Annotated in this window: 22 protein-coding genes and 1 tRNA gene; 10 read left to right on the top strand and 13 right to left on the bottom strand. The window is 65.2% G+C overall.

The genetic code is table 11. The features are described 5' to 3' along the window. The first annotated feature begins 10 nt into the window (after positions 1–10). Positions 11–370 (top strand): hypothetical protein, encoded by a 360-nt coding sequence (locus ACQR07_RS08275; RefSeq protein ID WP_434901834.1) that lies wholly within the window; start codon positions 11–13, stop codon positions 368–370. Continuing rightward, the gene (locus tag ACQR07_RS08270) at positions 367–3,312 is read left to right on the top strand and encodes a hypothetical protein (protein ID WP_434901833.1); all 2,946 of its coding nucleotides are present in this window, start codon (positions 367–369) and stop codon (positions 3,310–3,312) included. The genes ACQR07_RS08275 and ACQR07_RS08270 overlap by 4 nt, the downstream gene beginning before the upstream one ends. A gap of 162 nt (positions 3,313–3,474) precedes the next feature. Here the strand turns inward: ACQR07_RS08270 and ACQR07_RS08265 are convergent, their stop codons facing one another. From ACQR07_RS08265 to ACQR07_RS08235, 7 genes are all read right to left on the bottom strand, one after another. Then, positions 3,475–4,911 carry an NAD-dependent succinate-semialdehyde dehydrogenase gene (locus tag ACQR07_RS08265; protein ID WP_434901832.1) on the bottom strand — a complete coding sequence of 479 codons (1,437 nt, stop codon included), beginning with the start codon at positions 4,909–4,911 and terminating at the stop codon, positions 3,475–3,477. 30 nt (positions 4,912–4,941) lie between these two features. Further along, positions 4,942–5,589 carry an ATP-binding cassette domain-containing protein gene (locus tag ACQR07_RS08260; protein WP_434901831.1) on the bottom strand — a complete coding sequence of 216 codons (648 nt, stop codon included), beginning with the start codon at positions 5,587–5,589 and terminating at the stop codon, positions 4,942–4,944. After that, complete coding sequence (locus tag ACQR07_RS08255; protein WP_434901830.1) at positions 5,590–6,291, bottom strand: ABC transporter ATP-binding protein; 702 nt, start codon at positions 6,289–6,291, stop codon at positions 5,590–5,592. Continuing rightward, positions 6,288–7,031, bottom strand: coding sequence for an ABC transporter ATP-binding protein (locus ACQR07_RS08250; protein WP_434901829.1), 744 nt, complete (start codon positions 7,029–7,031; stop codon positions 6,288–6,290). The genes ACQR07_RS08255 and ACQR07_RS08250 overlap by 4 nt, the downstream gene beginning before the upstream one ends. Then, complete coding sequence (locus ACQR07_RS08245) at positions 7,028–8,071, bottom strand: branched-chain amino acid ABC transporter permease (RefSeq protein ID WP_434901828.1); 1,044 nt, start codon at positions 8,069–8,071, stop codon at positions 7,028–7,030. The genes ACQR07_RS08250 and ACQR07_RS08245 overlap by 4 nt, the downstream gene beginning before the upstream one ends. A 3-nt stretch (positions 8,072–8,074) precedes the next feature. Further along, the gene (locus tag ACQR07_RS08240) at positions 8,075–8,995 is read right to left on the bottom strand and encodes a branched-chain amino acid ABC transporter permease (RefSeq protein WP_434901827.1); all 921 of its coding nucleotides are present in this window, start codon (positions 8,993–8,995) and stop codon (positions 8,075–8,077) included. Between the two features lie 101 nt (positions 8,996–9,096). Then, on the bottom strand, positions 9,097–10,389 hold the full coding sequence (locus ACQR07_RS08235) for an ABC transporter substrate-binding protein (RefSeq protein ID WP_434901826.1): 1,293 nt from the start codon (positions 10,387–10,389) through the stop codon (positions 9,097–9,099). Positions 10,390–10,523: 134 nt separating this feature from the next. On the opposite strand from ACQR07_RS08235, the gene ACQR07_RS08230 reads away from it, so the two are divergent. Together ACQR07_RS08230 and ACQR07_RS08225 are read left to right on the top strand one after the other, a co-directional pair. Then, a complete protein-coding gene (locus ACQR07_RS08230; protein WP_434901825.1) occupies positions 10,524–11,357 on the top strand; it encodes a MurR/RpiR family transcriptional regulator in 834 nt (277 codons plus the stop codon). 21 nt (positions 11,358–11,378) lie between these two features. Next, entirely contained in the window at positions 11,379–12,203 is an 825-nt protein-coding gene (locus ACQR07_RS08225; protein WP_434901824.1) for an SDR family NAD(P)-dependent oxidoreductase, read from the top strand. 296 nt (positions 12,204–12,499) lie between these two features. Here ACQR07_RS08225 and ACQR07_RS08220 read toward each other — a convergent pair. Next, positions 12,500–12,589, bottom strand: a tRNA-Ser gene (locus tag ACQR07_RS08220). Positions 12,590–12,844: 255 nt separating this feature from the next. Between ACQR07_RS08220 and ACQR07_RS08215 the strand changes: the two genes are divergently transcribed. Further along, complete coding sequence (locus ACQR07_RS08215) at positions 12,845–13,156, top strand: hypothetical protein (protein ID WP_434902265.1); 312 nt, start codon at positions 12,845–12,847, stop codon at positions 13,154–13,156. 42 nt (positions 13,157–13,198) lie between these two features. On the opposite strand, the gene ACQR07_RS08210 is transcribed toward ACQR07_RS08215, so the two are convergent. The 4 genes from ACQR07_RS08210 to ACQR07_RS08195 all read right to left on the bottom strand — a co-directional run bounded on the left by ACQR07_RS08210 (position 13,199) and on the right by ACQR07_RS08195 (position 19,647). Further along, complete coding sequence (locus ACQR07_RS08210; RefSeq protein ID WP_434901823.1) at positions 13,199–14,653, bottom strand: trehalose-6-phosphate synthase; 1,455 nt, start codon at positions 14,651–14,653, stop codon at positions 13,199–13,201. 189 nt (positions 14,654–14,842) lie between these two features. Then, a complete protein-coding gene (gene otsB / locus ACQR07_RS08205) occupies positions 14,843–15,664 on the bottom strand; it encodes a trehalose-phosphatase (RefSeq protein WP_434901822.1) in 822 nt (273 codons plus the stop codon). 6 nt (positions 15,665–15,670) lie between these two features. Beyond that, the gene (locus ACQR07_RS08200) at positions 15,671–17,185 is read right to left on the bottom strand and encodes an MFS transporter (RefSeq protein WP_434901821.1); all 1,515 of its coding nucleotides are present in this window, start codon (positions 17,183–17,185) and stop codon (positions 15,671–15,673) included. Between the two features lie 422 nt (positions 17,186–17,607). Then, a complete protein-coding gene (locus ACQR07_RS08195; protein ID WP_434901820.1) occupies positions 17,608–19,647 on the bottom strand; it encodes a methyl-accepting chemotaxis protein in 2,040 nt (679 codons plus the stop codon). A gap of 299 nt (positions 19,648–19,946) precedes the next feature. Between ACQR07_RS08195 and ACQR07_RS08190 the strand changes: the two genes are divergently transcribed. The 4 genes from ACQR07_RS08190 to ACQR07_RS08175 all read left to right on the top strand — a co-directional run bounded on the left by ACQR07_RS08190 (position 19,947) and on the right by ACQR07_RS08175 (position 24,997). Continuing rightward, positions 19,947–20,432, top strand: coding sequence for a (2Fe-2S)-binding protein (locus ACQR07_RS08190; RefSeq protein WP_434866254.1), 486 nt, complete (start codon positions 19,947–19,949; stop codon positions 20,430–20,432). 112 nt (positions 20,433–20,544) lie between these two features. Then, positions 20,545–22,890, top strand: coding sequence for a xanthine dehydrogenase family protein molybdopterin-binding subunit (locus ACQR07_RS08185; RefSeq protein ID WP_434901819.1), 2,346 nt, complete (start codon positions 20,545–20,547; stop codon positions 22,888–22,890). A gap of 19 nt (positions 22,891–22,909) precedes the next feature. Next, the gene (locus ACQR07_RS08180; protein ID WP_434901818.1) at positions 22,910–23,710 is read left to right on the top strand and encodes an FAD binding domain-containing protein; all 801 of its coding nucleotides are present in this window, start codon (positions 22,910–22,912) and stop codon (positions 23,708–23,710) included. Between the two features lie 174 nt (positions 23,711–23,884). Continuing rightward, positions 23,885–24,997 (top strand): CaiB/BaiF CoA transferase family protein, encoded by a 1,113-nt coding sequence (locus ACQR07_RS08175; RefSeq protein ID WP_434901817.1) that lies wholly within the window; start codon positions 23,885–23,887, stop codon positions 24,995–24,997. A gap of 28 nt (positions 24,998–25,025) precedes the next feature. Here ACQR07_RS08175 and hppD read toward each other — a convergent pair whose 3' ends face one another. Beyond that, entirely contained in the window at positions 25,026–26,144 is a 1,119-nt protein-coding gene (gene hppD, locus ACQR07_RS08170; RefSeq protein ID WP_434901816.1) for a 4-hydroxyphenylpyruvate dioxygenase, read from the bottom strand. Positions 26,145–26,266: 122 nt separating this feature from the next. On the opposite strand from hppD, the gene ACQR07_RS08165 reads away from it, so the two are divergent. Next, positions 26,267–26,746 (top strand): Lrp/AsnC family transcriptional regulator, encoded by a 480-nt coding sequence (locus ACQR07_RS08165; protein ID WP_434901815.1) that lies wholly within the window; start codon positions 26,267–26,269, stop codon positions 26,744–26,746. Positions 26,747–26,775 lie beyond the last annotated feature (29 nt).

Below are 26,775 nucleotides of genomic sequence, written 5' to 3'. Positions count from 1 at the left end.
AGGCTAACTGATGCGTATTGCGGGTTTGACTTTGGCGATTGTTGTTATCGGCTCACATCCCTCTCTTGCGCAGGACGTGCTGATAGAGGCGACCGGGTTTCCGCAGGGCCGAAACGCGAGTTGTCCCAGCGGCACATACTATGTGATCCGCAACCCCCAAGATTCGACCGGCGTCTGCCTGAAGTTTGGCGCTCTGGGCGCAACCGACGAGATCAAGAATTCCAGGAAGAACATTGAAGCCACGGTGGCGCTCGAGAAGAAGGTCAGCGAGCTCACGGCCAGTAACGAGCTATTGAGCAAGAACGTCGAGTCGCTGTCCAAAGCGATCGATGCGCTGACTGCGCGGCTCGACAAGGAGCAGGGCAAATGATCCGGCTCCAAGGCGATCCTGGCACCTGCGAGACGAACCTGGCCCGGCATCTGCTCGGCTGCGCCGTCGCCGCGCTCCTGATTCAGCCGGCCCTGGCGGCGGAGCCGCCTTCGATCGGCCTCGCCGCGCTGGAATTCGGGCCCGCGATCGGCAGTGCGCTGCTGACGCAATATCGCGACACCAGAAAGATCGAGACGGCGCCCGACGACTTCAGCCGCCTCGCCTACAAGGTCGAGGCGAAGATCAACGAAGGACGGTCGTCGTCCGGAGTGGTTGCCGCCTACTTCAACTTTCAGACCACGGCGCTCACCTATGCGGCGGTCACTGACCCCGAGCCCCTGTCCAAGGGAACGGCCGCGGCCGCCGCATGGGGTTCCAAGCTTGCCGGTGATGCGATCACCAAATCCATCCTCGACAAGGCGCAGGACGACGCGCGCGGCATCCTGGCTCAAGGGCTGAAGAACAGCCATATCAGCGACGTTCAACTCAGGACGATGACGGCCGACCAGTTGAGGGCGCGTGTCAAGGACCTCCAGATCGGAGGCCAGAAGATGAGTGAGATCTTCCAGAGCGATCCCCGGGCGCTGCAGATGCTCGAGGCCGAAAGCCTGGATCTCGCAGTCAATCTCGGCGTCGAAAACCTGGCGAGATCTGCAGCCATCGGCAACGATGTCGCTGCGATCAAGGGAAAGGTTGCCAGCCTTCAATCCAATCTGAAGGCCTATCAGGAGGAAATGGGCTCGCGCCTGCAGAAGGTCGAGGCCGGGCTGGGAGCCCTGAGCCGGAATGCGGAGATCGCGAACGTCAAGCTGAACGCCCTCAAGGACCAGGTCGCCGGCAACACGACGGCGATCCGCAGCCTGGCCGCAGTCTCGTACAGCGGCTGGAGCACCGCACAAAAGATCCAGGCCGTCGAAAGCGGACTGTTTCCGGACATCGCCGGGGACGCTCGCACCAAGCTGGTCGAGTCGCTGCAGGCTCAGCAATCGATCGAGAACACCGTCGCATCGATCCAGAGCACGGTGAGCGCGCTTGGCAATCTCGCCACCATCGCGGGGAACATCGGCGTATCGAACGATGTCGTGAACGGATTGCAGGCGGCGCAGGCCGTCGCGGGCAGTGTCGTCAAGTTTGCGACCGGCGACGTCCTCGGCAGCATTGCCGGCCTGACCTCGCTGGTCGGTCTCGGTGCCCCGGATGCGGCGGCTCAGCGCCATGCCGAGACCATGAAGTTCCTGCGCGAATCGTTCGCGGAGGTGAACCGGAAACTCGATACGGTCATCGATCTGCAGATCAAGACCCTGAACGCCATCGCCGATCTGGCCAAGGCCCAGGATCAGTTCAGGAAGGAAGTGACGCAGCAGCTCGATCGGATCGAGACTACGGTTCTGCAGAACCAGGAGATCCTCCAGAACATCGTCATCCATCGCTGGAGCGCCTGCAACGCGCTCTTCTATGACGCGCCTCTCAACGGTCAATTCGAGATTCCGGACCGCAAGGCGCTCGAAGAGCTGCTCAAATCGGTGAATCTCTCGACCTCGGTGGCTGATTGCTACGGCAATTTCGTCACCTTCCTCAACGCGACGGTCAAACCGGCGAACTGGTCCGGCGACATCATCGCGGCGGAGCTGTTTCCGACCGATCAGATCGTCGGCGACGTCGCTTACCAGAAGGCAATGAAGGCTTATCAGGCTCAGAAGACGCGAGCCTTCGCGACTGCGCGCGACTTTCTCCTGCGCGTAGCCGATCCCGGGAAGGCGCAGGCACGCATCCTGGCCCGACTAATGCAGCCTGTCAGCGACATCGAGACCGCGCGCAAGCTCGATGTCGCCTTCGCCCGGGATGATATCCGCAAGCGATTCGAGGACTACAAGTGCAGCGACAGCGACGTGTTGTCGGACTCGCTGGGCGAGTTGCTCTGCGTCGGCCGCCTGCCGCAATCGCCCAATCCTCCCGTCAATGGCCGCTTCCAGGCGATCTTGAACGCGCCGCTCATCGGCCCTCACGCCTATTGGCTGATGGACATGGGCATCAGCCTGTCGACAATCATCGATTTCGCCAAGCGCCGAAACGACGGATTCTTTCTGTTCGTCGAGCCGGATGATCTGGCGAAGTTCACGACCAACGGGCCGACGCCCGGCATGATGGAGGCGATACGTCAGAAGAAGGGCGCCGGACTCCTGGCCAGATTGCGCTGGCTCGCCGATGCGGCCTTTCTCCAGCAGTCCGTCACCTATGGCGACTACGTGGCGGAGCTTGCGGAGCAGGTCCTTTACGATCCGGGCAAGCGCACGATCACCACCGATGCTGCCGATAGCGAAACCAGAGCACGGAAGCAGCTGGCGCTGGCCGCGATGAAGGCCAATCCGGTTCTCGCGCGCAACGTCGTCATGCGGGCCATGCGTCACGCCATCGAGGATCACAACGGCGGCGCCGACAAGGCTGCAACCGTATCGTATCAACAGACCTATTTCAGCCTCGCTCAGAGCGACTTCGTCGGCGCAACGCCCTGCACGCCGACCGCGATCTCCAGCGCCAAGCTGACGAGCCTGTTTCCGAACTTCGCGTTCGAGTACCGCGTGTCCAAGCAGCAGAAGAGTACGCCTGAGAGGAAGGACTGTCCGCAGGAAATCGAGGAGGTCGTGTCGGATAGCGAGTCGACGCCCGGCTTGGGCACGGGATTGAGCGTCAGCATTGCTGATTTCTATGTGACCGTTCCCGCGCCGTCGGTCTTGACGCGCGGCGTCTACGAACAGAGCGATGGACTGAGGCTCGCCTCTGCCTACAGGGATCGGGTGTCGCAGGCCTTGATCGACCGGAACTTCAGCGCGGTGTTGTCCAGCAGTCTCCCGGCCGACGTCACCCCCGCCCGCAAGGAGGACCTTGCGCTGCAGTTGCTCAGCAAGGCCTGGACGTGGAAGGTGAGAGAGAAGCCGCTATAAGCGCGCTCCGCTCATCGGCGCTGGCCGCAATGAACGCCGAGTTGCCGTCCATGCCACCACGCCTGCAAAGGTCCGGCGCCCGCGCAGCCTGAGCTATTGCTGCCTCAATTGCACGATGCGCCCTTGACCTCTTCGCCCTCCACCGCTGAGCTCTGCTGCCGATCATACGCCAGTCTGCGAGATGAACTTGGTGTTGAAGTAAGCCTCCATCGCCTCGGTGCCACCTTCCGAGCCGTAACCGGAATCCTTGATGCCACCGAACGGGACTTCAGGCAGCGCGAGACCGAAGCTGTTGATCGACATCATGCCGGCTTCGACGGCCGAGCCGATCGCAGTGGCCGTCCTGGTCGAGCTGGTGAAGGCATAGGACGCGAGACCAAACGGCAATCGGTTGGCCTCCTCGACCACTTCGTCGAAGGTCGAGAAGCGCGAGATCAGGGCCAGGGGCGCGAACGGTTCCTCGTTCATGGCGCGCGCCTCCTTCGGCACGTCGCTGACGACGGTCGGGGCGTAGAAATAGCCCTTGTTGCCGACGCGGTGCCCACCGGTCTCCAGCCTGGCGCCCTTGCCGACTGCGTCCTGTACCATGCCCTCGATCGCAGCAACGCGGCGCGGGTTGGCGAGCGAGCCCATCTTGGAGTCCGGATCGAGGCCGTTGCCGACCTTGAACGCCTTGGCGCTGTCCACGAACGTGTCGACGAACTCACGGAATACCTCGTCCTGCACCAGCATGCGCGTCGGCGAGATGCAGACCTGTCCGGCGTTGCGATACTTTGCCGCCGCCAGGATCTTTGCGGCCGAAGTGACATCGGCATCCTTGAACACGATTGCCGGCGCGTGGCCGCCGAGTTCCATGGTGGCGCGTTTCATGTGCAGGCCGGCGAGCGCGTTCAACTGCTTGCCGACATGGGTGGAGCCGGTGAAGGAGATCTTGCGGATCACCGGGTGCGGGATCAGGTATTCGGAGATTTCCGACGGCACGCCGTAGACGAGGTTGATGACCCCATCGGGCACGCCCGCATCCGCAAACGCGCGAATGAGCTGGGCTGGCGAGGCCGGCGTCTCCTCAGGCGCCTTGACGATGATCGAGCAGCCGGCGGCGAGCGCGGCTGAGAGCTTACGCACGACCTGGTTGATCGGGAAATTCCAGGGGGTGAACGCCGCGACTGGACCGACCGGCTCCTTCATCGCGATCTGGTAGATGCCGGGACCGCGCGCCGGGATGAGGCGGCCATAGGCGCGCTTGGCTTCCTCGGCGAACCATTCGATGACGTCGGCGGCGGCCATCGCCTCCATCTTGGCTTCGACCAACGTCTTGCCCTGCTCCATCGTCAGGAGCGGCGCAATCTCGTCATTGCGCTCGCGCATGATTGCGGCAGCCTTGCGCATGATGCGACAGCGCTCGAACGGCGCGACGTTGCGCCAGACCTTGAAGCCGGCAGCAGCGGCAGCCAGCGCCTCGTCGAGGTCCGCCTTTCCGGCATGGGCGACGCTGCCGATCACCTCTTCGGTCGCTGGATTTCTGACATCGATGACGTTGCCCGATTGGGCGGGACGCCATCGGCCGGCAATGAAAAGCTCTGTGCTCGAATAGGCCACTGGACTCTCCTGTCGTTCGCGTTGCCGGATTCAACCGGCGTCATGACATATCGCATCCGCCGCGCGCGTCATCTCCGGTCCGAGATAGAGACGGAAGCGCGGCTCGGTGACCAGGGAGCGAAAGTCCGCAACCTGCGTGACCCCGCCGCCGGCCACGAACAGAAAGCGGCCGGCGATCTCGGCGAGAATGTCCAGATGCCAGGACGCCGTCGGATGCATGCAGAGGATCACCAGCCTGCCCTCGCCCGCCAGCTTGCGGAAGAAATCGAGCATGAAGCCGATATAACCGTCCTGCAGGTTGAACTGCGGCTCGTCGAACAGATGCACGAGCGGTGTCGCCGTCGGCGACGGCGCCAGGAGCGCCGACGGAATCCGCTTGCGAAAGCGTCTGACCTGATAGGACTGATGATAGTGGATCGCGAGCCGGTCGCGCTCGCGATATTTGACCCCGTGGATGTCGGTGCCGGCGACCAGCACGCGGCCCGAGGTCGGTGCGTTCGAGCCGGTCATCATCTCGAACAAAGTGGTCTTGCCTGCCCCGTTCGGGCCGACGACACCGACGATGCCCGGCTCGTCCAGCGACAGATCGGCGTTGAGCGTGAAGGTCGGGCGACGGATGACGCGTCCGCTGGTGTAGACCTTGCTGACGCGATCGAGAACGAGCAGAGGTGCGGACACTTATTGGACTCCCAGCAGACGCTGACGAAGCAAGCGGTCGTCGCGGAGCGTGGCGGCCTCGCCGGTCCAGACGATCCGGCCGCGGTCGAGCACGGCGGCATGGTCGGCAACCGACAACGCAATCTCCGCATTCTGCTCCACGACAAGCGAGGCGATGCCCTCCTGCTTCATGCGCATGATGGTAGCGAGCACGTCGCCGACGATCTTTGGCGCGAGCCCCTGGCTCGGCTCGTCGAACAGCACCAGTCCTGGCGAGCCTATCAGCGCCCGCGCGATCGCCACCATCTGCATCTCGCCGCCCGACAGGTTTTCGCAGTCGCGCTCCATCAGATAGGCGAGCGGCGAGAAGATCTCGCTCGCCTCCTTGACGGTCCAACGCCGAAAGCGCGTACGCTTCTGCGCAATCGCCAGGTTGCGCGCCACGGAGAGGGTTGGGCATAACCGCCGGTCGTCGGGCACCCAGCCGATGCCCGCGCGCGCGATCTCATGCGTCGGCTCGCGCGTCACGTCGCGGCCGTCGAATCGGACCGCGCCGCGCCGCGGCCGCGTCAGCCCGAGGATCGAGCGGAGCATGGTGGTCTTGCCGGCACCGTTCGGCCCGAGCAGCGCAAAGACCTTTGCGTCAGCGATGGCGATGGAGGCTCCGAACAGCGCCTGGGTCTCGCCGTAATACGTATCGACCGCGTCCACCTCCAGGATCATGCGAATTTTCCCAGATTGGAGCGCCGGACCCATTCGTTCTGCTGCAGCTCCTGCGGCGTGCCGCGCGCGACCACCTGCCCCCAATGAATGACCGAGATGCGGTCGGCGAGCGAGAACAGGAATTCCATGTCATGCTCGATGGCGACGATCGTGAGCTTGCCCTTCAACCGCGCGACCAGGGCAGCAAGCCGCTGCACGCCGTCGGAGCCGAGGCCGGAGGTCGGCTCGTCGAGGCAGAGCACCCGCGGCGCCTGGGCCAGCGCGACCGCGATCTCCAGCGCGCGACGGTCACCATAGGACAGATCCTTGGCGCGAACGTCCCCTTTGTCGGCAAGCCCGACCGCCGCAAGCGCTCCGGACGCCTGGTCGAGGAGGCCGCGGTCGCCGGCCGCCGCGCGGATCATGTCGAGACCGCGCGCGCGAAAGGTGGGCAGGCCCATCATGACGTTGTCGCGGGCCGAGAACTCGTCGAACAGCGTCATGATCTGGAACGAGCGGGCAATGCCCTTGGCGGCGATGCGATGCGGGCTCAGGCCGGTGACGTCCTCACCGCCGAGCCGGATCGATCCGCGATCGGGCTTCACCCGGCCGGTGAGGACGTTGAAGAAGGTGGTCTTGCCGGCGCCGTTCGGCCCCATCACGCCGTGGAATTCGCCCTCGGCAACCGCCAGATCGACGCTCTCCAGCACCACGCGGTCGCCGAAGCGGACATGCACGCCTGCGGCCTCGATCATGCTCATCGCCCGCCTCCGAACAACAGCCGCATCGCGGAGCTGCCGCGCCGGCGCAGCGCATTGAACGACTGCTGCTGCACGGTCGCTGCGACCGCACCAGCGATGCCCTCAGGGCGGAACAGCACGATCGCCATGAACAGCAGACCAAAGTAGAGCATCCAGGCGTTTGTCAGTGCCCCGATCACGTCACGCGCGGTAAGGAACAGCAACACACCGATCACCGGGCCCCAGAAGCTGACGAGGCCACCGCCGACCAGCGTCATCATCACGACATAGCCGGACTGGTGAAGGCTCATGACATCCGGGAATGCAGCGAGCTGCGCCATCGCGAACAGGCCGCCGGCAAAGCCGGACAACGCGGCCGACAGCGTGAAGACCGAGGCCTTGTAGAGCCAGACATTGTATCCGAGATGGGCGGCGCGGACCTCGCTCTGCCTGATGGCGGCGATCACGCGGCCGTAGGGCGAGTGCACCAGGCGCCACAACACCACGACGCCGATCGCGAAGACCGCGAGCACGAAATAGTAGAACGCGACATTGTCGGTGAGATCGAACGACACCAGGCCGAAATCGGCCGGCAGCCGCCTGATCTTGAGCAGACCATCCTCGCCGCCGGTGATGCGGTGCGACTTGATCGACAGCGTCCAGAAGATCTGACCGAAGGCGATCGTCATGAAGGCGTAGTAGATGCCGCGGCGGTGGGAGATGAACAGCGCCACGAGCGCTCCGGCGGCCCCTGCCGCGAGCGCGGCGACGGCGAGGCAGATCCAGAGATTGGCGGCGATATCGAACTGACACAGTCCGAACGCGTAGGCACCGATGCCGAAATACGCGCCGTGCCCGAACGACGGCAATCCGGCGGTGCCCAGCACCAGGTTGAAGGCCAGCGCATAGAGCGCCCAGATCAGAATCTCGATTCCGAGATACGGATAAAGCCCGATCTGCGTGATCCACAGCGGCACGGTTGCGAGCACGAGCCAGAGCACCAGCATCGTCGGCGTGACGAGGCGCACCGCATCGGACGAAGTCGACGAACCCACGATCATGTCCTAGACCTCGAGCACGCTCTTCTTGCCCCACAGGCCGCGCGCACGGAACGTCACGACGGCAACGAGCAGAATGTACATTGACAGCAGCGACCATTCGGACGCGTAGGCTCCGGCGAGACCGACGCACAGCCCGACCAGCAGGCCGGCGACAACGGCCCCCCAGAAGCTTCCGACGCCGCCGAGCACGATGACGAGGAACGCAGGGATGACGGCATCGACGCCCATATGCGGACGGATGCCCCAGATCGGCGCGACGATGATGCCGGCGATCGCCGCGAGCATGGTGCCGAACACGAAGACCAGCAGCCTCAGCCGCGCCAGATTGATGCCGAGCGCGCGCACGATCTCGCTGTCATGGGCGCCGGCCTTCACCGTCGCACCAAACGAGGTCTTCTCGATCAGCAGCCAGACCAGGCCGATGATCGCCGCCGCGATGCCGGCTGCGTAGAAGCGATAGGTCGACCAGATCAGGTCTCCGAACAGGAAGCCGCCGTTGACCGCGGACGGGACCTGGAGGACGTAGTCGCGCGTGCCCCAGACGAGGCGGATCAGCTCCTCGATCACCATCGCCGCGCCGAACGTCAGCAGCAGGCCGTAGAGCGGGTCCTTGCCGTAGGTGCGCCGCATGCAGACCTCGATGACCATGCCGACGAGGCTGACGACGAGCGGCGCGATCAGGAGCGTCGCCGCGTAGCGCCAGCCGAGCGGCAGCGCGAGCCATGCTTTGGCGAGATCCGCCGGCAGCGGCGGGCGCGGCCCGGTGAGCTGCATGGCGACATACGCTCCCAGCGCAAACAGCGAGCCGTGCGCCAGGTTGATCTGCTCCATCAGCCCGACAATGAGCATGAATCCGAGCGCGATCAGCGCGAACAAGAGGCCGAGCGTCAGCCCGTTGACGAGATGCGGAAGAAGGTCGAACACGGATTCTGGTCTCGCAACTGGCTTTGCCTACGCCCGGCGCACGCGGCCCGGGGCCGGCGGCGCGTCCGGCGCCGCCCTTCTGCGACCTGACAAAACCGCTGTCAGGAATCGACCGTCGGCACCTGCTCATACGGCGTCAGCTTGCATTTGGCCGGCGCCGCATCGTCGGCCGCTGTTTTCGGCTCCGTCCAGCTGATGAGCTCATATAGATCGGTCGTGTCGGCAGGCTTGGCATTGCGCCGTGCCAGATAGATCGTCTGCTGCATCTGGTGCGTCGCCGGATCCATGTAGGCGTCGAAATGCTGCATGCGGTCGGTCGCGGAGACCTTGAGGGTCTCGAGCTCCTTGATGATCTTGACGTTGTTGGTCGAACCGGCGCGCTCGATGGCGCGCAGCAATTCGCGCGTCGCCATGTAGCCGTTGTAGGACACATTGCCGGGCACCGGAATCGGGCCGTCCTTGTTGGCGGCCTGCCACTTCTTGACGAACTCGGCGACGCCCGGCAGCGGCAGCTTGTGATACCAGGTGGTGCCGAACACGCCGAACAGGCTGTCCGGCGCGCCCCAGACGTCGGGCCAGTCCTGCTGATTGTTGATCCAGGCCGGCTTGCCGTCGAGCTTGAGCTGCGCCACCTGCTCGCGCAGCGCCTTGATGTCGTCGCCCCCGATCGCGGTCGCCACGACATCCGGCTTGGCCTGCTGGATCTTCAGGAGATAGGCGGTGAAGTCACGCGTATTCTGCGGCACCAGCAGATTGTCGATGATCTTTCCGCCGGCCCCCTCGACCTGCGCCTTGGTGGCGGCAGAGGTCGTATGACCCCAGACATAGTCGTTGGTCAGCAGCATCCAGTTCTTGCCGATGGACTCGACCGCGTTCTTGACCGACGCCTTGGAGAAGTTGGTGCCGTTGCCGTCCCAGACGAACTTGACGCGCGAGCAATTCTCGCCGGCCTCGCTCGGCGCCGAGGAGTTGGTGTTGAGGTAGATCACACCGTATTTGCTGGCGACCTGGGTGATGGCGTTGGCAACCCCGGAATGCAGCGCGCCGATCAGGATCGTGCAGTCCTCGCGGGTGATGAAGCGTTCGGCGACGCGGCTGCCGGTTGCCGGCGTCGTCTCCGTGTCGGCGGTGATGAAGCTGATCTGGCGCCCGAGCACGCCGCCTTTGGCGTTGATCTCGTCGATGGCCATCTTGATGCCGCGGAAATCATCCTGCCCGCTGTTGCCGTATTGGCCGCTCGCATCACAGGTCAGGCCGAGCTTGATCGGCTTGCTCCCCTGCGCCCAGGCACGGTTCACCTGCCATGGGCCGAAGAAGCTCCCGGTGCCGCCGATGACTGCCGTCATCAGGCTGCCCTTCAGAACGCTTCGCCGTGGAATCTGACGCATCTTCATCGTTCCCTCCCGACCGTGAAGTGTCTTGTTGTTGACGATTAGAATATTCATTCTATTCTTTCTGTAAAGTGGAATATTTGATCCACGCGACAAAATGTCCTTAGAGAGAGAGGACCGACCTGGAGATTCGATTGATGAACAAGGCATCCGGCCCGACGAACTATGACGAGTTGCGCGGAGCGATCGCGCAGCGTCATAGAGCTCTCTCCGGCCGCCTCCAGCAGATCGCCGAGTTCGTGCTCGACCACCCGACGGATGTCGCACTCGGGACCGTCGCGGAGGTCGCCCAGCGCTCGGGCGTGCCGCCGTCGGCGATCGTGCGCTTCGCGCACGCCCTCGGGTTTGGCGGCTTCACAGAGATGCAGCAGGTGTTCCGGTCGCGCCTGGTGGCCGGGGTGGCGCCAAGCTACAAGGCGCGGCTTGCGCGGATGAAGAGCGAGGAGAAGTCGGTGCTCGGCCGTCAGCCGACCGCGGTGCTGTCGCGCTTTGTCTCGGAAGCGCAGGCGGCGCTGACGGCGCTCAGCCAGTCGGTGCATGCGCGCGAGCTCGACGCCGCGACCGCAGTGCTCGCCAAGGCGCGCGACATCTACCTGATCGGCCTCGGCGGTTCGTTTCCGGTCGCGACCCATCTCGCCTACGTGCTGCGCAAGCTCGGACGGCGCGTTGTCCTGCTCGACGGCACCGGCGGCAGCATTCACGAGCAGTCGCACACGGCGACGCGCGATGATGCGCTGGTCGCGATCAGCTTCCGCAACTACTATCCCGATACGGCGCGACTGTTCGCCGAGCTGGTCGGGCGCGGAGTGCCGACCATTTCCATCACCGACAGCCTGCTGAGCCCCATCGCCGACGGCGCGAGCGTCGTGTTCGAGATCCAGGATATGCCCGAACCGGCGCTACGCACCCTGGTGGCCCCGATGTGCCTGGTTCAGGCGCTGGCGATCAGCCTCGATCTCGCGGTGGATTGACATTGTTGAAAGGAGAAGATCATGGCATCGCGTGAGGCGACGAAGACTCTGGCGGGCCGGGTCGCGCTGGTGACCGGCGCGGGACGCGGACTGGGCCGCGCTTTCGCCGAGAAGCTGGCCGCGCTCGGTGCCGATGTAGCAATTCATGGCATGCGCGAGAACGGTCCGGCAGAGTATGGCGAGGGCACCACGCTCACCGCCGTTGCCGCGGAGATCGGCAACGCCCTTGGCGTCCGCACCATGCGGGCGCTCGGGGACCTGACCAAGGCCGACGACATTTCAAGAGTCATCGCGGAGACTGAGGCGGCCCTCGGTCCCATCGACATTCTCGTTCACAATGCAGGCGGTGATATCGCGGCCGGCGGCGGCAAGCCGGACCCGAACGACGCGGTCAACATTCAGGAGGCCGATGTCCGCGCGGTGCTCGATCGCAACCTGCTCTCGACGATCCTGACCTGCCAGGCAGTTGCGCGCGGCATGATGGAGCGCCGCCGCGGCCGCATCGTCACGCTCGGCTCGGTCGCCGCTTTCAAGGGCCGCACCAACAGTGCGATCTATGCGGTGGCGAAGGCGGGCGTGACGCACTACACGCGCTGCCTTGCCGATCAGCTCCGCCCGTACGACATCGCCGTCAACTGCATCGCGCCTGGCGATACCCGCACCGGCCGCTTCCTCGGCACCCGCGCTGTCGACCCGGACCGCCTGGTCGAGACCGGCACGCTCGACCGCATCGCCACTGTCGACGAGGTCGCGCGCGTCGTCGAATTCTTCGCAGGCCCGATGGGCGCTTTCGTTTCGGGGCAAGTGCTGCGCATCGACGGCGGCACCCAGTGCTGGCCGGCCTGACCAGCACTGCAGCATCGCCGGTCGCCAAGGGCGGGCAAATCGATCCGACGCTGTACGGGATAGAGACCGTCCCGGCTGGATCGCGGCCGAACGGCAAAAGGAACCGTAAAGCAAGACTCCCGAAACCGCGACGGCTGCGGGAGCTCGTCGTTTGGGTCCGGAGAAAAACCGCCGATTCGGAGAAAAATCGACCCCTCGCCAGATTTGACCTAACGGACCCGAAATAAGAAATGCCCGCATATGCTGGGCTTTTTCGCCGCCGACATCGCCCAGAGAACCGGCGCTGGAGCCCATGCTGGCGGAGAGAGTGGGATTCGAACCCACGGTACGGTTTCCCGCACACACGCTTTCCAAGCGTGCGCCTTAAGCCACTCGGCCATCTCTCCGGCGGCCCTCTCTTGGCGGGGTCGGGGGCGTTTTGCAAGCGGGGTGGAGCGGTTCGGGCCAAATTTCCTCCAAATCCTTGCGAAAGATCGAAAATCGGGCCGATCTCCGAGTTGGAGCGGTGCCCCGTCAGAGGCCTGCGGGGGCTGGTGAACCGGCCGCAGCGATGGCGCGACCACTGATTTGCGCTCCCTGGTCGGGGCGGCCCACGAGGACATGTGCCCATGCCGCAATCCCCCCGTTTCCGCTCCGTCCTGATGCTGACCGCGGCCCTCTGCATGGCCGCAATCGGCGCCGCGCGGGCCGATCAATGCACCCGGCAGGGCGTCGACGTCACCTGTGACGACGGCCGCAAGGGCATCTGGCAGGGCGACGCCATCCTGTGGCCGGACGGGACCAAGTCCAGCCTCAAGCCGCACCCCTCGGTGATCGTCGGCAACAAGGCCTCGGTGGTGGTTGGGCCCGGCGTATTCGTCGGCCAGGGCAACGGCATGGTGCCGATGGACAATCCGAGCTCGCCGAACAAGCTGCGCTGCGCGGTGCTGGACGGCGTTTCGTACTGCCATTGAGGGGACGGCCAAGGGCGCAACGGCGCGATCAGCCGTAAAGGCTCAGTGATAGCGCGCGCTCGATGACGCCAGCCGTCCGGCGAGGAAGCCGGCCGACGGCGCCGGCAGAGGCTCGATCTCGGCGCTATCACCGTCCTGCAGCGCCTCGAGGAAATCCGCGAACCATTGCTGGATGGAATGGCGCCGCAGCTTGGCCATCAGGATCTCGTAGCGCATCCGACGCTCATTCAGCGGCATCGCCAGCGCCAGCGCGATGGTGCGGGCCATGCCGTCGATGTCGTGCGGATTGACCAGCAGCGCGGCATCGAGCTCGTTGGCGGCACCGGCGAATTTCGACAGCACGAGCACGCCGGGATCGACCGGGCTTTGGGCTGCGACATATTCCTTGGCGACGAGATTCATGCCGTCATGCAGCGGCGTCACCACACCGACCTGCGCGCTACGATAGAGTCCCGCCAGAACGCTCTGGCCATAACCCTTGTTGAGATAGCGGATCGGCGTCCAATCGGCCTCGCCATGGCGGCCATTCACATCGCTGACCAGGCGAGCCACCTCGCTCTGCAGCTGGCCATAGGCCTCGATCGCCTCGCGCGACGGTGTCGCGATCTGCAGCAGCGACGCAGTACGCAGCAAGGCCGGGTGCATCGTCCACATCCGGTCGAAGGCGTTGATGCGGTTGACGAGCCCCTTGGAGTAGTCGAGCCGGTCGACGCCGATTGCGAGCTTCTCGCCGTGCAGGCTGCGGCGCAGCCGCGAGACGTCCGGATGCGCGACCGCCTTCGCCGCCTGCTGCGCGAACCTGTCGGCATCGATGCCGATCGGAAACACCGCGAGACGGGTGCGGCCATGCAGCGACTTGACGATGCCGTCGCGCACCTGCAGGCCGAGATCGGCGCGGACGCAGGCGGTGAAGTTTTCGCGATCGTCCTCGGTCTGGAAGCCGATCAGGTCATAGGCAAGCATCGCCGTGACGAGATCGCGGTGGTTCGGCACGCTGTCGATGACGCCGCGCGCCGGCCACGGCGTGTGCAGGAAGAATCCGAGCGGACTCTTCACGCCCAGCCTGCGCAGCTCGGCTCCGAGCGAGAGGAAGTGATAGTCCTGGATCCAGAACAGCGTGTCCGGCTTCTGGAAGCGCAGCAGCGCACGCGCGACGAAGGCGTTGACCTCGCGATAGGAGTCGTAGTCGTCCTGAGAGACGCGGATCAGATCGCTGCGCGAGTGCAGCGCCGGCCACAGTGCGGAATTCGCGAAGCCTTCGTAGTAGCCGGCATAATGTGCCGCCGGCAGATCCAGCAGCGCCAGCGCGCCCTCACCGAGCTGTTCGATCTCCGCGATCGGTTCCATCTGCGCGCCATCACGCACACGACCAGAGGAACCCACCCATACTGCCCCGGATTTTTCCACAACGGGCAGCAGAGCTGCCGCAAGTCCGCCGGTCATTGGCTCGTTGGCCTTGCCACGCGCCACCCGATTCGAAACCACGACGAGGTTCACAGCTCCCCTCCTGTTGGTCATGTCGGTTAACAGCTGTTCATCAATATGGTTCCGGGCCACCCTTTCAACCAATTGAAACCAAATTCAGGCAGCCGCGCGATGTCATCGCAGCGTACGCCATCTCAGAGCATTTCTAATCGAAGACATCACGCACGATGTGCGAACACCACGCAGATGGAACTACGAGGCTTATCGTGAAGATGTCGAATTAGTTCCGAGTTGCGCCAATTGCGAAAGAAATGCGCGCACGTCATCCGGTGCGTCGAAATGCCCGTCGACGCCGAGGGCGCGGCGTCCGACCGAGAACGACAGGCCTGCGAAGTCAGGCATGATCGCAAACACCGATTCGTCGGTGACGTCGTCGCCGATAAAGAACGGCCTGCGCCCTTCGAACGGCGCATGCCGCATCAGCTCGCGCACGCCGCTCGCCTTGGTGAAGCCGGCCGGCTTGATCTCGCAGACGCATTTGCCGGGCAGCACCTCGATCGGCGCACCCGGCAGCTCGGCGCGGATGCGCGAGACCGCTTCGTAGATCGCCTTCTCCGCTTGCGGCGCGAGCCGATAATGCAGCGCCAGCGAATAGCCCTTGTCTTCGAGCAGAATGCCGGGACTGAGCTTCGCGATCGCCGCAAGCCTGCGCTTGAGTTCCTTGTCCAGCGGCGGCGCCTTGATCGCGTCGGCCTCGCTGCCGCCCGCCAGACGCATCTCCGCGCCATGGCCGCCGACAGCGGGAAACATCTCGGGCGCGAAGATCAGATCGATGTCGTTCAACGACCGGCCGGACACGAGTGCGAGCGCGCCGGAGGTGCGCTGCATCAGGATGTTCAATGTCTCCGACAACCCAGGCGGTACCCACACTTCGCGCGGCGTCGTCGCGAGATCGAGCAGCGTGCCGTCGATATCGAGCAGGATCGCGACCTCGCGCAGATGCGGCACCAGGCTGACCGGCGTCGGAACCAGCTCCGCGGGCACGGAGGTCTGAGGAACGATCAACTCGGAATTATCGGACATGCGCGACTACTCCAACACGGCCAGCGGCCGCGCAACCTGCTCGAGCGACTTGCGCTCGGCCGCGATCGCATAGCGCCAGGCCACGAACGCCGCCACGCCCATCAGCGCCGCACCGAACAGATAGCCGGCGAAGACCGCACCGCGCGCACCACTGTCGAGCAACGCGCCAAACAATGCCGGCCCCGCAACACCGCCGATGCCGGTGCCGACAGCATAGAACAGCGCGATCGCAAGCGCGCGTACCTCGAGCGGAAAATTCTCCGACACGGTGAGGTACGCGGCACTCGCCGCCGGCGACGCAAAGAAGAAGATCACCATCCATGCGGCGGTCTGGGTCTGCGCGCTCAGCACGTCAATCGAGAACAGATAGCCGGTGATCGCCAGCAGCACGCCCGAGACCCCGTAGGTGAACGTGATCATGGCCCGGCGGCCGAGCGTGTCGAACAGGCGGCCGAGCAGCAGCGGGCCGAGCACGTTGCCGGCCGCGAAGGGCAGGATGTACCAGCCGACGTGATCGGCCTTGATGCCGTAGAAGTCGGTCAGCACCAGCGCGAAGGTGAAGAAGATCGCGTTGTAGAAGAACGCCTGCGCGATCATCAGGGTCAGGCCGACGAGGGAACGCTGGCGATAGACCGAGAACAGCGTGCGTGCGACCTCGGCAAGCGGCGTATGATCGCGCATGCGCAGTTTGATCTTGGGCAGCGATGTCGCGCGCTCCTCGCGGTCGTGGCCGGTGACGTCGCGCTCGATCGCAGTGACGATGTCATGCGCCTGCTCGGGGTAGCCGTGGATCATGAGCCAGCGCGGACTTTCCGGAATCCACATGCGCATGATCAACACGACGAGGCCGAGACAGGCGCCGATGCCATAGGCCAGCCGCCAGCCGACGTCCGGTCCGGCGAATGCCGGATCGAGCAGCACGATGGCGCCGACCGCACCGAGCGCGGCTCCAAGCCAGAAGCTGCCGTTGATCATCAGGTCGGTCCAGCCGCGATAGCGCGCCGGCACCAGTTCCTGGATCGTCGAGTTGATCGCGGTGTATTCGCCGCCGATGCCGGCACCGGTGAGGAAACGAAACAGCGCGTAGGTCGCGACATTCCACGACAAGGCGGTGGCCGCGGTCGCGGACAGATAAAGCGCCAGCGTGATGAAGAACAGTTTTCGACGGCCGATGCGGTCGGTCAGCCAGCCGAAGCCGAGTGCGCCGAGCACGGCGCCGGCGAGATAGGCGCTGTTGGCCAGCCCGATGTCGAGATTGGAGAAGTGCAGGGTCGGGCTCTGCTTGAGCGCACCGGACAGCGCGCCGGCGAGTGTCACCTCGAGCCCGTCGAGCACCCAGGTGATGCCGAGCGCCAGCACCACGCGGGTGTGGAACGGACTCCAGCGGAGATCATCGAGCCGCGCGGGGATGTTGGTCTCGATGATGCGGTCGTCGTCAGCCGACGGTTTCCGCGCGGCCTCGCCGGGCGGCTCCGATGTGATGACGCGCAGATTGGGGAACGATGCCTGCCGGGGTGCCATGGAATCCCACTGCGACGGCGCGAGACAGCACCGACAACTTGACCGGAGAGGATGAAGCAATTGCGGCAGCGATGTCCCGCCGCTGCGACTCAACGTCTCGTCGGACCGTGGGTTCCGGGAATGGCGGGGGAACTCGGCTGAGGAAGGCGTGCCAGTGGCGTTGCCCGCAAGTTGGCCCCCTGTCCCGCGTTCACACACAACTGTCGTCCCGGGCAAGTCCGCTGACGCGAAGCGTCGGCGGACGCCGACCCGGGACCCATACCGCGTGATGCAGGATTGGGGCAGGCGATCAATACCACCCGTCACACGACCGCCGCGGCGTATGAGTCCCTGTGTTCGCAGGGACGACAGCGGAATGTGAGGCGGCTATCGCGGCAAATGATCGGGCAGCGATGGAGCGGGCAGTGGCCGATCCAGCGCCGCTACGCCGCGCGGATGTTCGCCATGAAGCGGTTGAGCTCCTCGCGCAGCCTTGCGCTCTCGGACGACAGCGACTGGGCCGAGCGCAGCACCTCCTCCGAGGCTTCGCCGGTCTGGGTCGCACCGCGATTGACCTGGGTGATGTCGGTCGCCGCGGCCTGCGTGCCGGCGGCGACGCTCTGCACGTTCCTGGCGATCTCCTGGGTCGCCCCGCCCTGCTGCTCGACCGCGGTCGCGATCGACGAGGCGATGGTCGAGATCTGGCGAATGGTGCCACCGATCTGCTTGATGGCGGTCACCGACTCCTGGGTCGCGGCCTGCATGCCGGAAATGTGGTTGGAGATGTCGTCGGTCGCCTTGGCGGTTTGCTCGGCCAACGACTTGACCTCGGAGGCGACCACCGCGAAGCCGCGCCCGGCATCGCCGGCGCGCGCCGCCTCGATGGTGGCGTTGAGCGCCAGCAGGTTGGTCTGCTCGGCAATCGCGGTGATCAGCTTGACCACGTCGCCGATCTCCTGCGCCGCCCGCGACAGTTTGCCGATGCGGCCGTCGGTCTCCTCGGCCTGCGCCACGGCGGACTCGGCGATACGGTTGGATTCGCGAACCTGGCGGCCGATCTCGTTGACCGAGGCCGACAGCTCGTCGGTCGCGCTCGCCACCGACTGGATCCGTCCGGTGGCCTGATCCGAGGAGCCGCTGACCCGGCTTGCCAGTGACTGGGTGGTCTCGGCGGTCCGCGTCAACGTCGAGGCGGCGTGTTCGAGCTGCTGCGCCGAGGTCGAGACGTTGGACACGATGGAGCCGACGGCGGTCTCGAACTGGTCGGCAAAGCGGATCAGCTCGGCCCGGCGCGCCGCGCCGGCGACCTTGTTCTGGGCGTCCTGGCTGGCTGCGTCACGCTCCGCCTTGGCCACCGCCTGCACCTTGAACTCCTCGACGGCCGCGGCCATCTCGCCGATCTCGTCGGCGCGGCCGAGGCCCGGCAGACGGACATCGAAATTGCCGGAGGCGAGCTCGCGCATCGCCTTGCACATCGTGATCATCGGCTTGGAGATGCCGTTGCCGAGCATCAGGGCCAGCGCGGCACCGAGTGCCAGGCCGCCGATCGCCAGGATCGCAATCAGCCGCTCGATCTCGCCGATGGTCGCCTTGCTGGCGGCCTCGATCCGCTGCTGGTCGGCCGCGAGGTCGGACCGCAGCCCGCCCGACAGGCCGAGAATCTCGGTCGCTGCCGAGCCCATGTCCTGCACCAGTTTCGCCAGCGCCTTCGAATTGTCGGAGAACTTGATGAAGGCGGCACGGTACTGCTTGATGAGGTCGCCGAGCTCCGCAACGCGCTGGGTGATCTTCTCGTCATTGGCGTAGATCGTAACCAGCGACGTCTCCAGGAAGCGCGTCCGGGCGATGGCACCATCGGCCGTCTTCGGATCCGGCTTGGCCAGGAAGGTGCCGACCAGGGCTGAGGCGGTGAGATACTGGCCGGTCAGGTCCTTGGCCGTGGTCTGCACTGTCGGAAGCCCCGCCAGCGCCGCCGTATCGGCGAGATCGTCGAACTTGAAGCGGATCTTGTTGCCAAGGATCCCGATCTGATCCGTGGCCAGCTTGGCGTTGTCGCGCGTCAGCGTGACAATCTCGGAAAAGATCTTGGCGAAGGTCTGAAACTGCGCTTGCAGCTTGCTGAGCTGGGCGCGCCGGTCCGCCGCGCCGGCCGCCGCCATCGACTTGTCGATCGCGGTCTGCAACGACTGTTGAGCGGCGGTGGCCGCCGCCTCGTCCTCCGGCTTTCCGGTCAGCGCAAAATAGCGCGCGAGCGCCTGATAGGAGACGAGCTCGCGGTCGATGGTCCTGGCAGCATCGGCCTCGGCGACGCTGATCCGGTAGGATTCGACGGCGGCCGCCACCTTCTCGAAGCCGACATACGCAAACCCGATGCTGGCGGCGGAGATCGCCAGGACGACCGCAAAGCCGAGAAATATCTTGGCGCGGAAGCGCAAGGCAAGACCGTTGCCACGCCGCGACTGCGGCGCCAGACGCGCAGACATTCCCAACCCCCGACGTCGATTCTCGAGTGTGACCAGAACGGGCCAGCCGGGCGCAGCGCACCCGAACGTGATCAAATCTAGGTCACAATGGCTAAGGTCCAGTAAATGGGCAGCACCCGCATACAGTCCGGCGTCGAGGCGACACCCAACGGGCTCCTCCTCCGCGGCGGGCAGATGCGACCGAATCGCGACGGCTCGTACAAGACGTCGCAATGACATCTCAGACGAAAATTCGAGTTGCAAAGTTCTGAGGGCGCTGTTTCTAATCAGAATAAGAATAATTCATCGGGAGGTTACTCGTGTCGACAGTCAAACTGACGGTGAACGGCAAAGCGGTCTCGGCTGAGGTCGAGGATCGCACCCTGCTCGTGCACCTCTTGCGTGATCATCTCAATCTCACCGGGACCCATGTCGGCTGTGACACCAGCCAATGCGGCGCCTGCGTCGTCCATATCGACGGCCGGGCCGTGAAGTCCTGCACCGTGCTCGCCGGCCAGGCTGCCGGCGCCAACGTCACCACCATCGAGGGCATCGCCAAGGGCGACGAACTGCACCCGATGCAGGCCGCCTTCCGCGACAATCACGGCCTGCAATGCGGCTATTGTACGCCCGGCATGATCATGTCGGCCATCGATATTGTGCACCGCCACGGAGGGGAGCTCGACGAGGCCACCGTCCGCGAGCAGCTCGAGGGCAACATCTGCCGCTGCACCGGCTATCACAACATCGTCAAGGCCGTGCTCGACGCCGCGGGCCGCATGAAGGTCGCCCAGGCCGCCGAGTAATAAAGGCTGCCGGACCGTCGGCTTTCGACGTCTTCAATCAATACCGAGACCACGACCGCTGCGCGCGATGGCCGCGGCGGGACAGCAAAACTCCGGTAGGGGAGAGATTCGCATGGGTATGGAAGGCATTGGCGCAAGCGTCGTCCGCAAGGAGGACAAGCGTTTCATCACCGGCAAGGGCCGGTATGTCGACGACATCAAGCTTCTGGGCATGACCTATGCCCATTTCATCCGCAGCCCGCACGCCCACGCCAAGGTCAAGAGCATCGACTCCTCGGCCGCCGAGGCGATGCCGGGCGTGGTCGCGGTGCTGACCGGCAAGCAGATCGTCGACGACAAGGTCGGCAACCTGATCTGCGGCTGGGCCATCACCTCCAAGGACGGCTCGCCGATGAAGATGGGCGCATGGCCGGCGATGGCGCCGGAGACCGTGCGCTTCGTCGGTCAGGCCGTCGCCGTCGTGATCGCCGACAGCAAGAACCTCGCGCGCGACGCCGCCGAAGCGGTCGTGGTCGAATATGAGGAATTGCCGGCGGTGGCCGACATGCCCTCCGCTCTGAAGGCCGGCGCGCCGCAGCTCCACCCGGAAGCCCCCGGCAACGTCGTCTATGACTGGCATATCGGCGACGAGGCCGCCGTCAACGCCGCCTTCTCCAAGGCCGCCAACGTCGTCAGCCTCGAGCTGACCAACAACCGCCTGGCGCCGAACGCGATGGAGCCGCGCGCGGCGATCGCCGACTATGACGCCGCCGAGGAGCACTTCACGCTCTACACCACGTCGCAGAACCCGCACGTCGCCCGCCTCGTGCTGTCGGCGTTCTACAACATCGCGCCCGAGCACAAGCTGCGCGTGATCGCGCCCGACGTCGGCGGCGGCTTCGGCTCCAAGATCTTCATCTATCCGGAAGAGATGGTGGCGCTGTGGGCCTCCAAGAAGGTCGGCCGTCCGGTGAAGTGGACCGGCGACCGCACCGAGGCGTTCCTGACCGACGCGCACGGCCGCGACCACATCTCCAAGGCTGAGATGGCGTTCGACGGCGACAACAAGATCATTGGCCTCAGGGTCAAGACCCACGCCAATTTCGGCGCCTACATGTCGCTGTTCTCGTCGTCGGTGCCGACCTATCTGTACGCGACCCTGCTGTCGGGCCAGTACAACATCCCGGCGATCTATGCCGAGGTGATGGGCGTCTACACCAACACCACCCCTGTCGACGCCTATCGCGGCGCCGGCCGTCCCGAGGCGAGCTACCTGCTGGAGCGGCTGGTGGAAACGGCGGCGCGTCAGCTCAAGGTCGACCCGGCCGAGCTGCGCCGCAAGAACTTCATCACCCAGTTCCCGCACCAGACCCCGGTGATCATGGCCTACGACACCGGTGACTTCAACGCGTCGCTCGACGCGGCGATGAAGGCGATCGACTATGCCGGCTTCCCGGCGCGCAAGGCGGCCGCCAAGGCGCAGGGCAAGCTGCGCGGCATCGGCCTGTCCTGCTACATCGAGGCCTGCGGCATCGCGCCGTCGAAGGCGGTGGGCAGCCTCGGCGCCGGCGTCGGCCTGTGGGAATCGGCCGAGATCCGCGTCAACCCGGTCGGCACCATCGAGGTGCTTACCGGATCGCACAGCCACGGCCAGGGCCACGAGACCACCTTCTGCCAGCTGATCGCCGACCGCCTGGGCGTGCCGATCAGCCAGGTCTCGATCGTCCATGGCGACACCGACAAGGTGCAGTTCGGCATGGGTACCTACGGCTCGCGCTCGGCGGCCGTCGGCCTCACCGCCATTCTCAAGGCGATGGAGAAGGTCGAGGCCAAGGCCAAGAAGATCGCGGCCCACGCACTCGAGGCGTCGGAAGGCGACATCGTCATCGAGAACGGCGAGTTCAAGGTGACCGGCACCGACAAGTCGATCGCGCTGCCGATGGTCGCGCTGGCGGCCTACACCGCGCACAACCTGCCGGACGGCATGGAGCCCGGATTGAAGGAGAGCGCCTTCTACGATCCGACCAACTTCACCTTCCCGGCCGGCACCTATATCTGCGAGCTCGAGGTCGACGAGGCCACCGGCAAGACGTCGTTCGTCAACTTCGTCGCGGCCGATGATTTCGGCCGGCTGATCAACCCGATGATCGTCGAGGGCCAGGTTCATGGCGGCCTCGTCCAGGGCATCGGCCAGGCGCTGCTTGAGCATGCCATGTATGACAGCAATGGCCAGCCGGTCACCGCGTCGTTCATGGACTATGCGATGCCGCGCGCCGACGACGTGCCGTCGTTCAAGCTCAGCCACACCACGACCCTCTGCCCGGGCAACCCGCTCGGCGTGAAGGGCTGCGGCGAGGCCGGCGCGATCGGCGCCTCGGCGGCCGTGATCAACGCGATCACGGATGCGATCGGCAACAACAAGCTTGCAATGCCGGCAACGCCGGATCGCGTCTGGCACGCGATCCACGGCAACGCCTGATCGAACGGGAGGAGCAACCATGTACCAGACGACCTATCATCGCGCCTCCTCGGTCGACGAGGCTGCAGCGCTGTTCGCCAAGGGCAGCGAAGCCAAGTTTCTTGCCGGTGGTCACACCCTGATCCCGGTCATGAAGCAGCGCCTCGCCAGTCCCTCCGATGTGATCGACATCGGCAAGATCAAGGACCTGATCGGCGTGCAGCTCTCGGGCGACACGCTCATCATTAAGGCGGCGACGACCTATTACGACATCATGACCAATGCCGACGTGAAGAAGGCGATCCCCGCGATCGCCCATCTCACCTCGGTGCTCGGCGATCCCGCCGTGCGCTCGCGCGGCACGATCGGCGGCTCGATCGCCAACAACGACCCGGCGGCGGATTTCCCCGCCGCGCTGGTCTCGCTCGGCGCCACCGTGAAGACCAACAAGCGGTCGATCTCGGCGGATGATTTCTTCAAGGGCCTGTTCACGACGGCGCTGGAAGACGGCGAGATCATCACCGAGGTGTCGTTCCCGGTTCCCGAGAAGGCCGGCTACGCCAAGATGCGCCACCCGGCGTCGCGCTTCGCGCTGACCGGCGTGTTCGTCACCAAGACCAAGGGCGGCGATGTCCGCGTTGCCGCCACTGGCGCCTCGCAGAGCGGCGTGATGCGGGTGTCGGCGATCGAGGCGGCGCTGAAGTCGAACTGGTCGGCATCGGCCATCGACGGCGTGAGCGTGTCCGCGTCGGGCCTGCTCAGCGACATCCACGGCTCGGCCGATTACCGCGCCAATCTGGTGAAGGTGATGGCGCAGCGCGCGGTTCAAGCTGCGGGCTGAGTGTAAGCCGCGGATCATTCCGCAGAGCGGCACAACAAATTCCACACGGCGCGCAGCAATGCGCGCCGTTTTGCTTTGCGGCATACAGCGCGCTTGCGTTGGCCTGATGCACGCAGGACAATTGCAGATCAGGACACGCAAGCGACAAGACGCGCGAAGCAAGGACACAACGACGTGCTCGACAAGACCGCACCAAACACTCAGACCCGCGCCACCGGCCCGCTTTCCGGAGTCCGCATCGTCGAGTTCGCCGGCATCGGACCGGGTCCGTTCGCCTGCATGCTGCTGGCCGACATGGGCGCTGAGGTCGTCACGCTCGATCGCATCGGCGCGCGCAAGACCATGAAGTCCGTCGCCGGCCGCGGCCGCAAGGTGATCGAGCTCGATCTCAAGGATAAGGCCGTCATCGCGGATGTGCTCGACCTGCTTGCCGGCGCCGACGCGCTGATCGAGGGGTTTCGTCCCGGCGTCATGGAGCGGCTCGGGCTGGGTCCCGATGTCGTGCTCGCGCGCAATCCAAGGCTGGTCTACGGTCGCATGACCGGCTGGGGCCAGGAAGGACCGCTGGCGCAGGCGGCCGGCCACGACATCAACTACATCTCGATCACCGGCGCGCTGGCCGCGATCGGCCCGAAGGAGCGCCCGGTGCCGCCGCTCAACCTCGTCGGCGATTTCGGCGGCGGCGCGCTCTATCTCGTGGTCGGCGTGCTCGCCGCGCTGTTGGAAGCCTCGAAGTCCGGCAAGGGCCAAGTCGTGGACACCGCGATGTGCGACGGCGCCGCGTCGCTGCTGGCGATGTTCTTCGATCTCACCGCGATGGGCCGCTGGACCGAGGGACGCGAGCGCAACCTCCTCGATGGCGGTGCGCACTTTTACGGCGTCTACGAGTGCGCCTGCGGCAATTTCATCTCGATCGGCTCGATCGAACCGCAGTTCTACGCGCTGCTGCGCCAGCACGCCGACCTCTCCGATCCCGCCTTCGACGCCCAGATGGATCCGCGCGCCTGGCCGGCGCTGAAGGAGAAGCTGGTCGCGGTTTTCAAGAGCAAGACGCGCGAGGAGTGGTGCAGCATCATGGAAGGCACCGACATCTGCTTCGCGCCGGTGCTGACGATGGCGGAAGCCCCGAAGCACGCTCACATGGCCGCGCGTGGTGTCTTCGTCGAGCGTCACGGCGTGACGCAGCCCGCCCCCGCACCGCGGTTCTCGCGGACCCCGTCCAACATCCGCGAGCCGGAGGTGACGGAGATCGGGGCGCTGGTGAGTGCGTGGAAGGCGGGACGGTAAGTTCGATCAGACCGGCCCACCTGCACACCTACTCCGCCGCCTCGACCTTCAGCACGCCGCGGCGGATCTGGTCTTCCTCGATCGACTCGAACAGCGCTTTGAAGTTGCCTTCGCCAAAGCCGTCGTCGCCCTTGCGCTGGATGAACTCGAAGAAGATCGGGCCGATCGCATTGGCGGAGAAGATCTGCAGCAGCACCTTGGTGTGGCCGCCGGCAACGACCCCCTCGCCGTCGATCAGGATGCCGTTGCGCTTCAGGCGTGCTATGTCCTCGCCATGCTTCGGCAGCCGCGCATCGATGCGCTCGAAATAGGTCTCGGGCGGCGACGGCATGAACGGCAGGCCGGAGGTACGCAAGCCCTCGACGGTCGCGTAGATGTCGCGCGCGCCGCAGGCGATGTGCTGGATGCCCTCGCCGCGATAGGTCTTGAGATATTCCTCGATCTGACCGGCGTCGCCGGCATCCTCGTTGATCGGGATCCGGATCTTGCCGTCGGGGCTGGTCAGCGCGCGAGAGAACAGGCCGGAGGCTCGGCCCTCGATGTCGAAGAAGCGGATCTGGCGGAAGTTGAACAGCTTCTCGTAGAAGCCGGCCCACACGTCCATGCGACCGCGGTGCACGTTGTGAGTCAGATGGTCGATGTAGTACAGGCCCGAGCCCGCAGGCCGCGGGTCGCGCGCACCGGTCCAGTCGAATTCGAGATCGTAGGCCGAACCCTTGGCGCCATAGCGATCGACCAGATACAGCAGGCTGCCGCCGATGCCCTTGAGCGCGGGCACGTCGAGCGTCTTCTGCTGCGGCGACAGATCGGCCGGCTCGGCGCCGAGCGCGATCGCCCGGGCATAGGCCTTGTCAGCGTCGACGACACGGAACGCCATCGACGGCGCGCAGGGGCCGTGCGCGGCGACGAAGTCGTGGCCGTGGCTGCCGGGCTCCTCGTTGACGAGGTAGTTGATGTCGCCCTGGCGATACAGCGTGATCGCCTTGGTCTTGTGGCGCGCGACCGCCGCAAAGCCCATCAGCTTGAACAACGCATGCAGCTCGCCGGCGTCGGGATGGGCATATTCGACGAACTCGAAACCATCCGTACCCATCGGGTTGTCGGCGGAGATGGTGGCAGGCGGCGCATCGTGCGGAAACGGACCCATCGGCGGAAGCTCCCTTGGCTGTCTTAGCCAATGATCTCCCGAAACGCGCGCACGGGGCATGCAAACCATTGTCATTTTCGTAGATCTATGCACGATCCGTGCACATTCTTGGAATTTGACGCATGATTTCGGTCGACAGCTTCGATCTCCGTATCCTCGCCGCGCTGCAGGACGACGGCCGCCTGACCAACCAGGAGCTGGCCGAGATCGCCGGCCTCTCGGCCTCGCAATGCTCGCGGCGGCGGATGCGGTTGGAGGAGGACGGGGTCATCGCCGGCTATCGCGCTGAGCTCGCCGCCCGCTCGCTCGGCTTCGAGCTGATCGCCTTCATCCAGATCACGCTGGCGACGCATTCGCCCGACAACGCCCAGAAGTTCCGCGCGCTGGTCAACCGCGTCGACGACATTCAGGAGGCCTATGCGCTCACCGGAGATTCCGACTATCTGCTCAAGGTGGTGCTGCGCGACCTCAAGAGCCTGTCCGACATCGTCAACAACGTGCTGATGCCGCATCAGAGCGTCGCCCATGTGCGCTCCTCGATCGTGCTCGACCGCTTGAAGGAGAGCGCGAAGCTGCCGCTGGGGTCGCTGTCTCCCGGCTGACCGGCGTGTCGCGAAACGAGGGAATTGTG

The sequence above is a fragment of the Bradyrhizobium sp. HKCCYLS20291 genome, from assembly GCF_051167715.1.
GTDB lineage: Bacteria > Pseudomonadota > Alphaproteobacteria > Rhizobiales > Xanthobacteraceae > Bradyrhizobium.
This window is presented reverse-complemented; position numbering and strand designations above follow the sequence as displayed.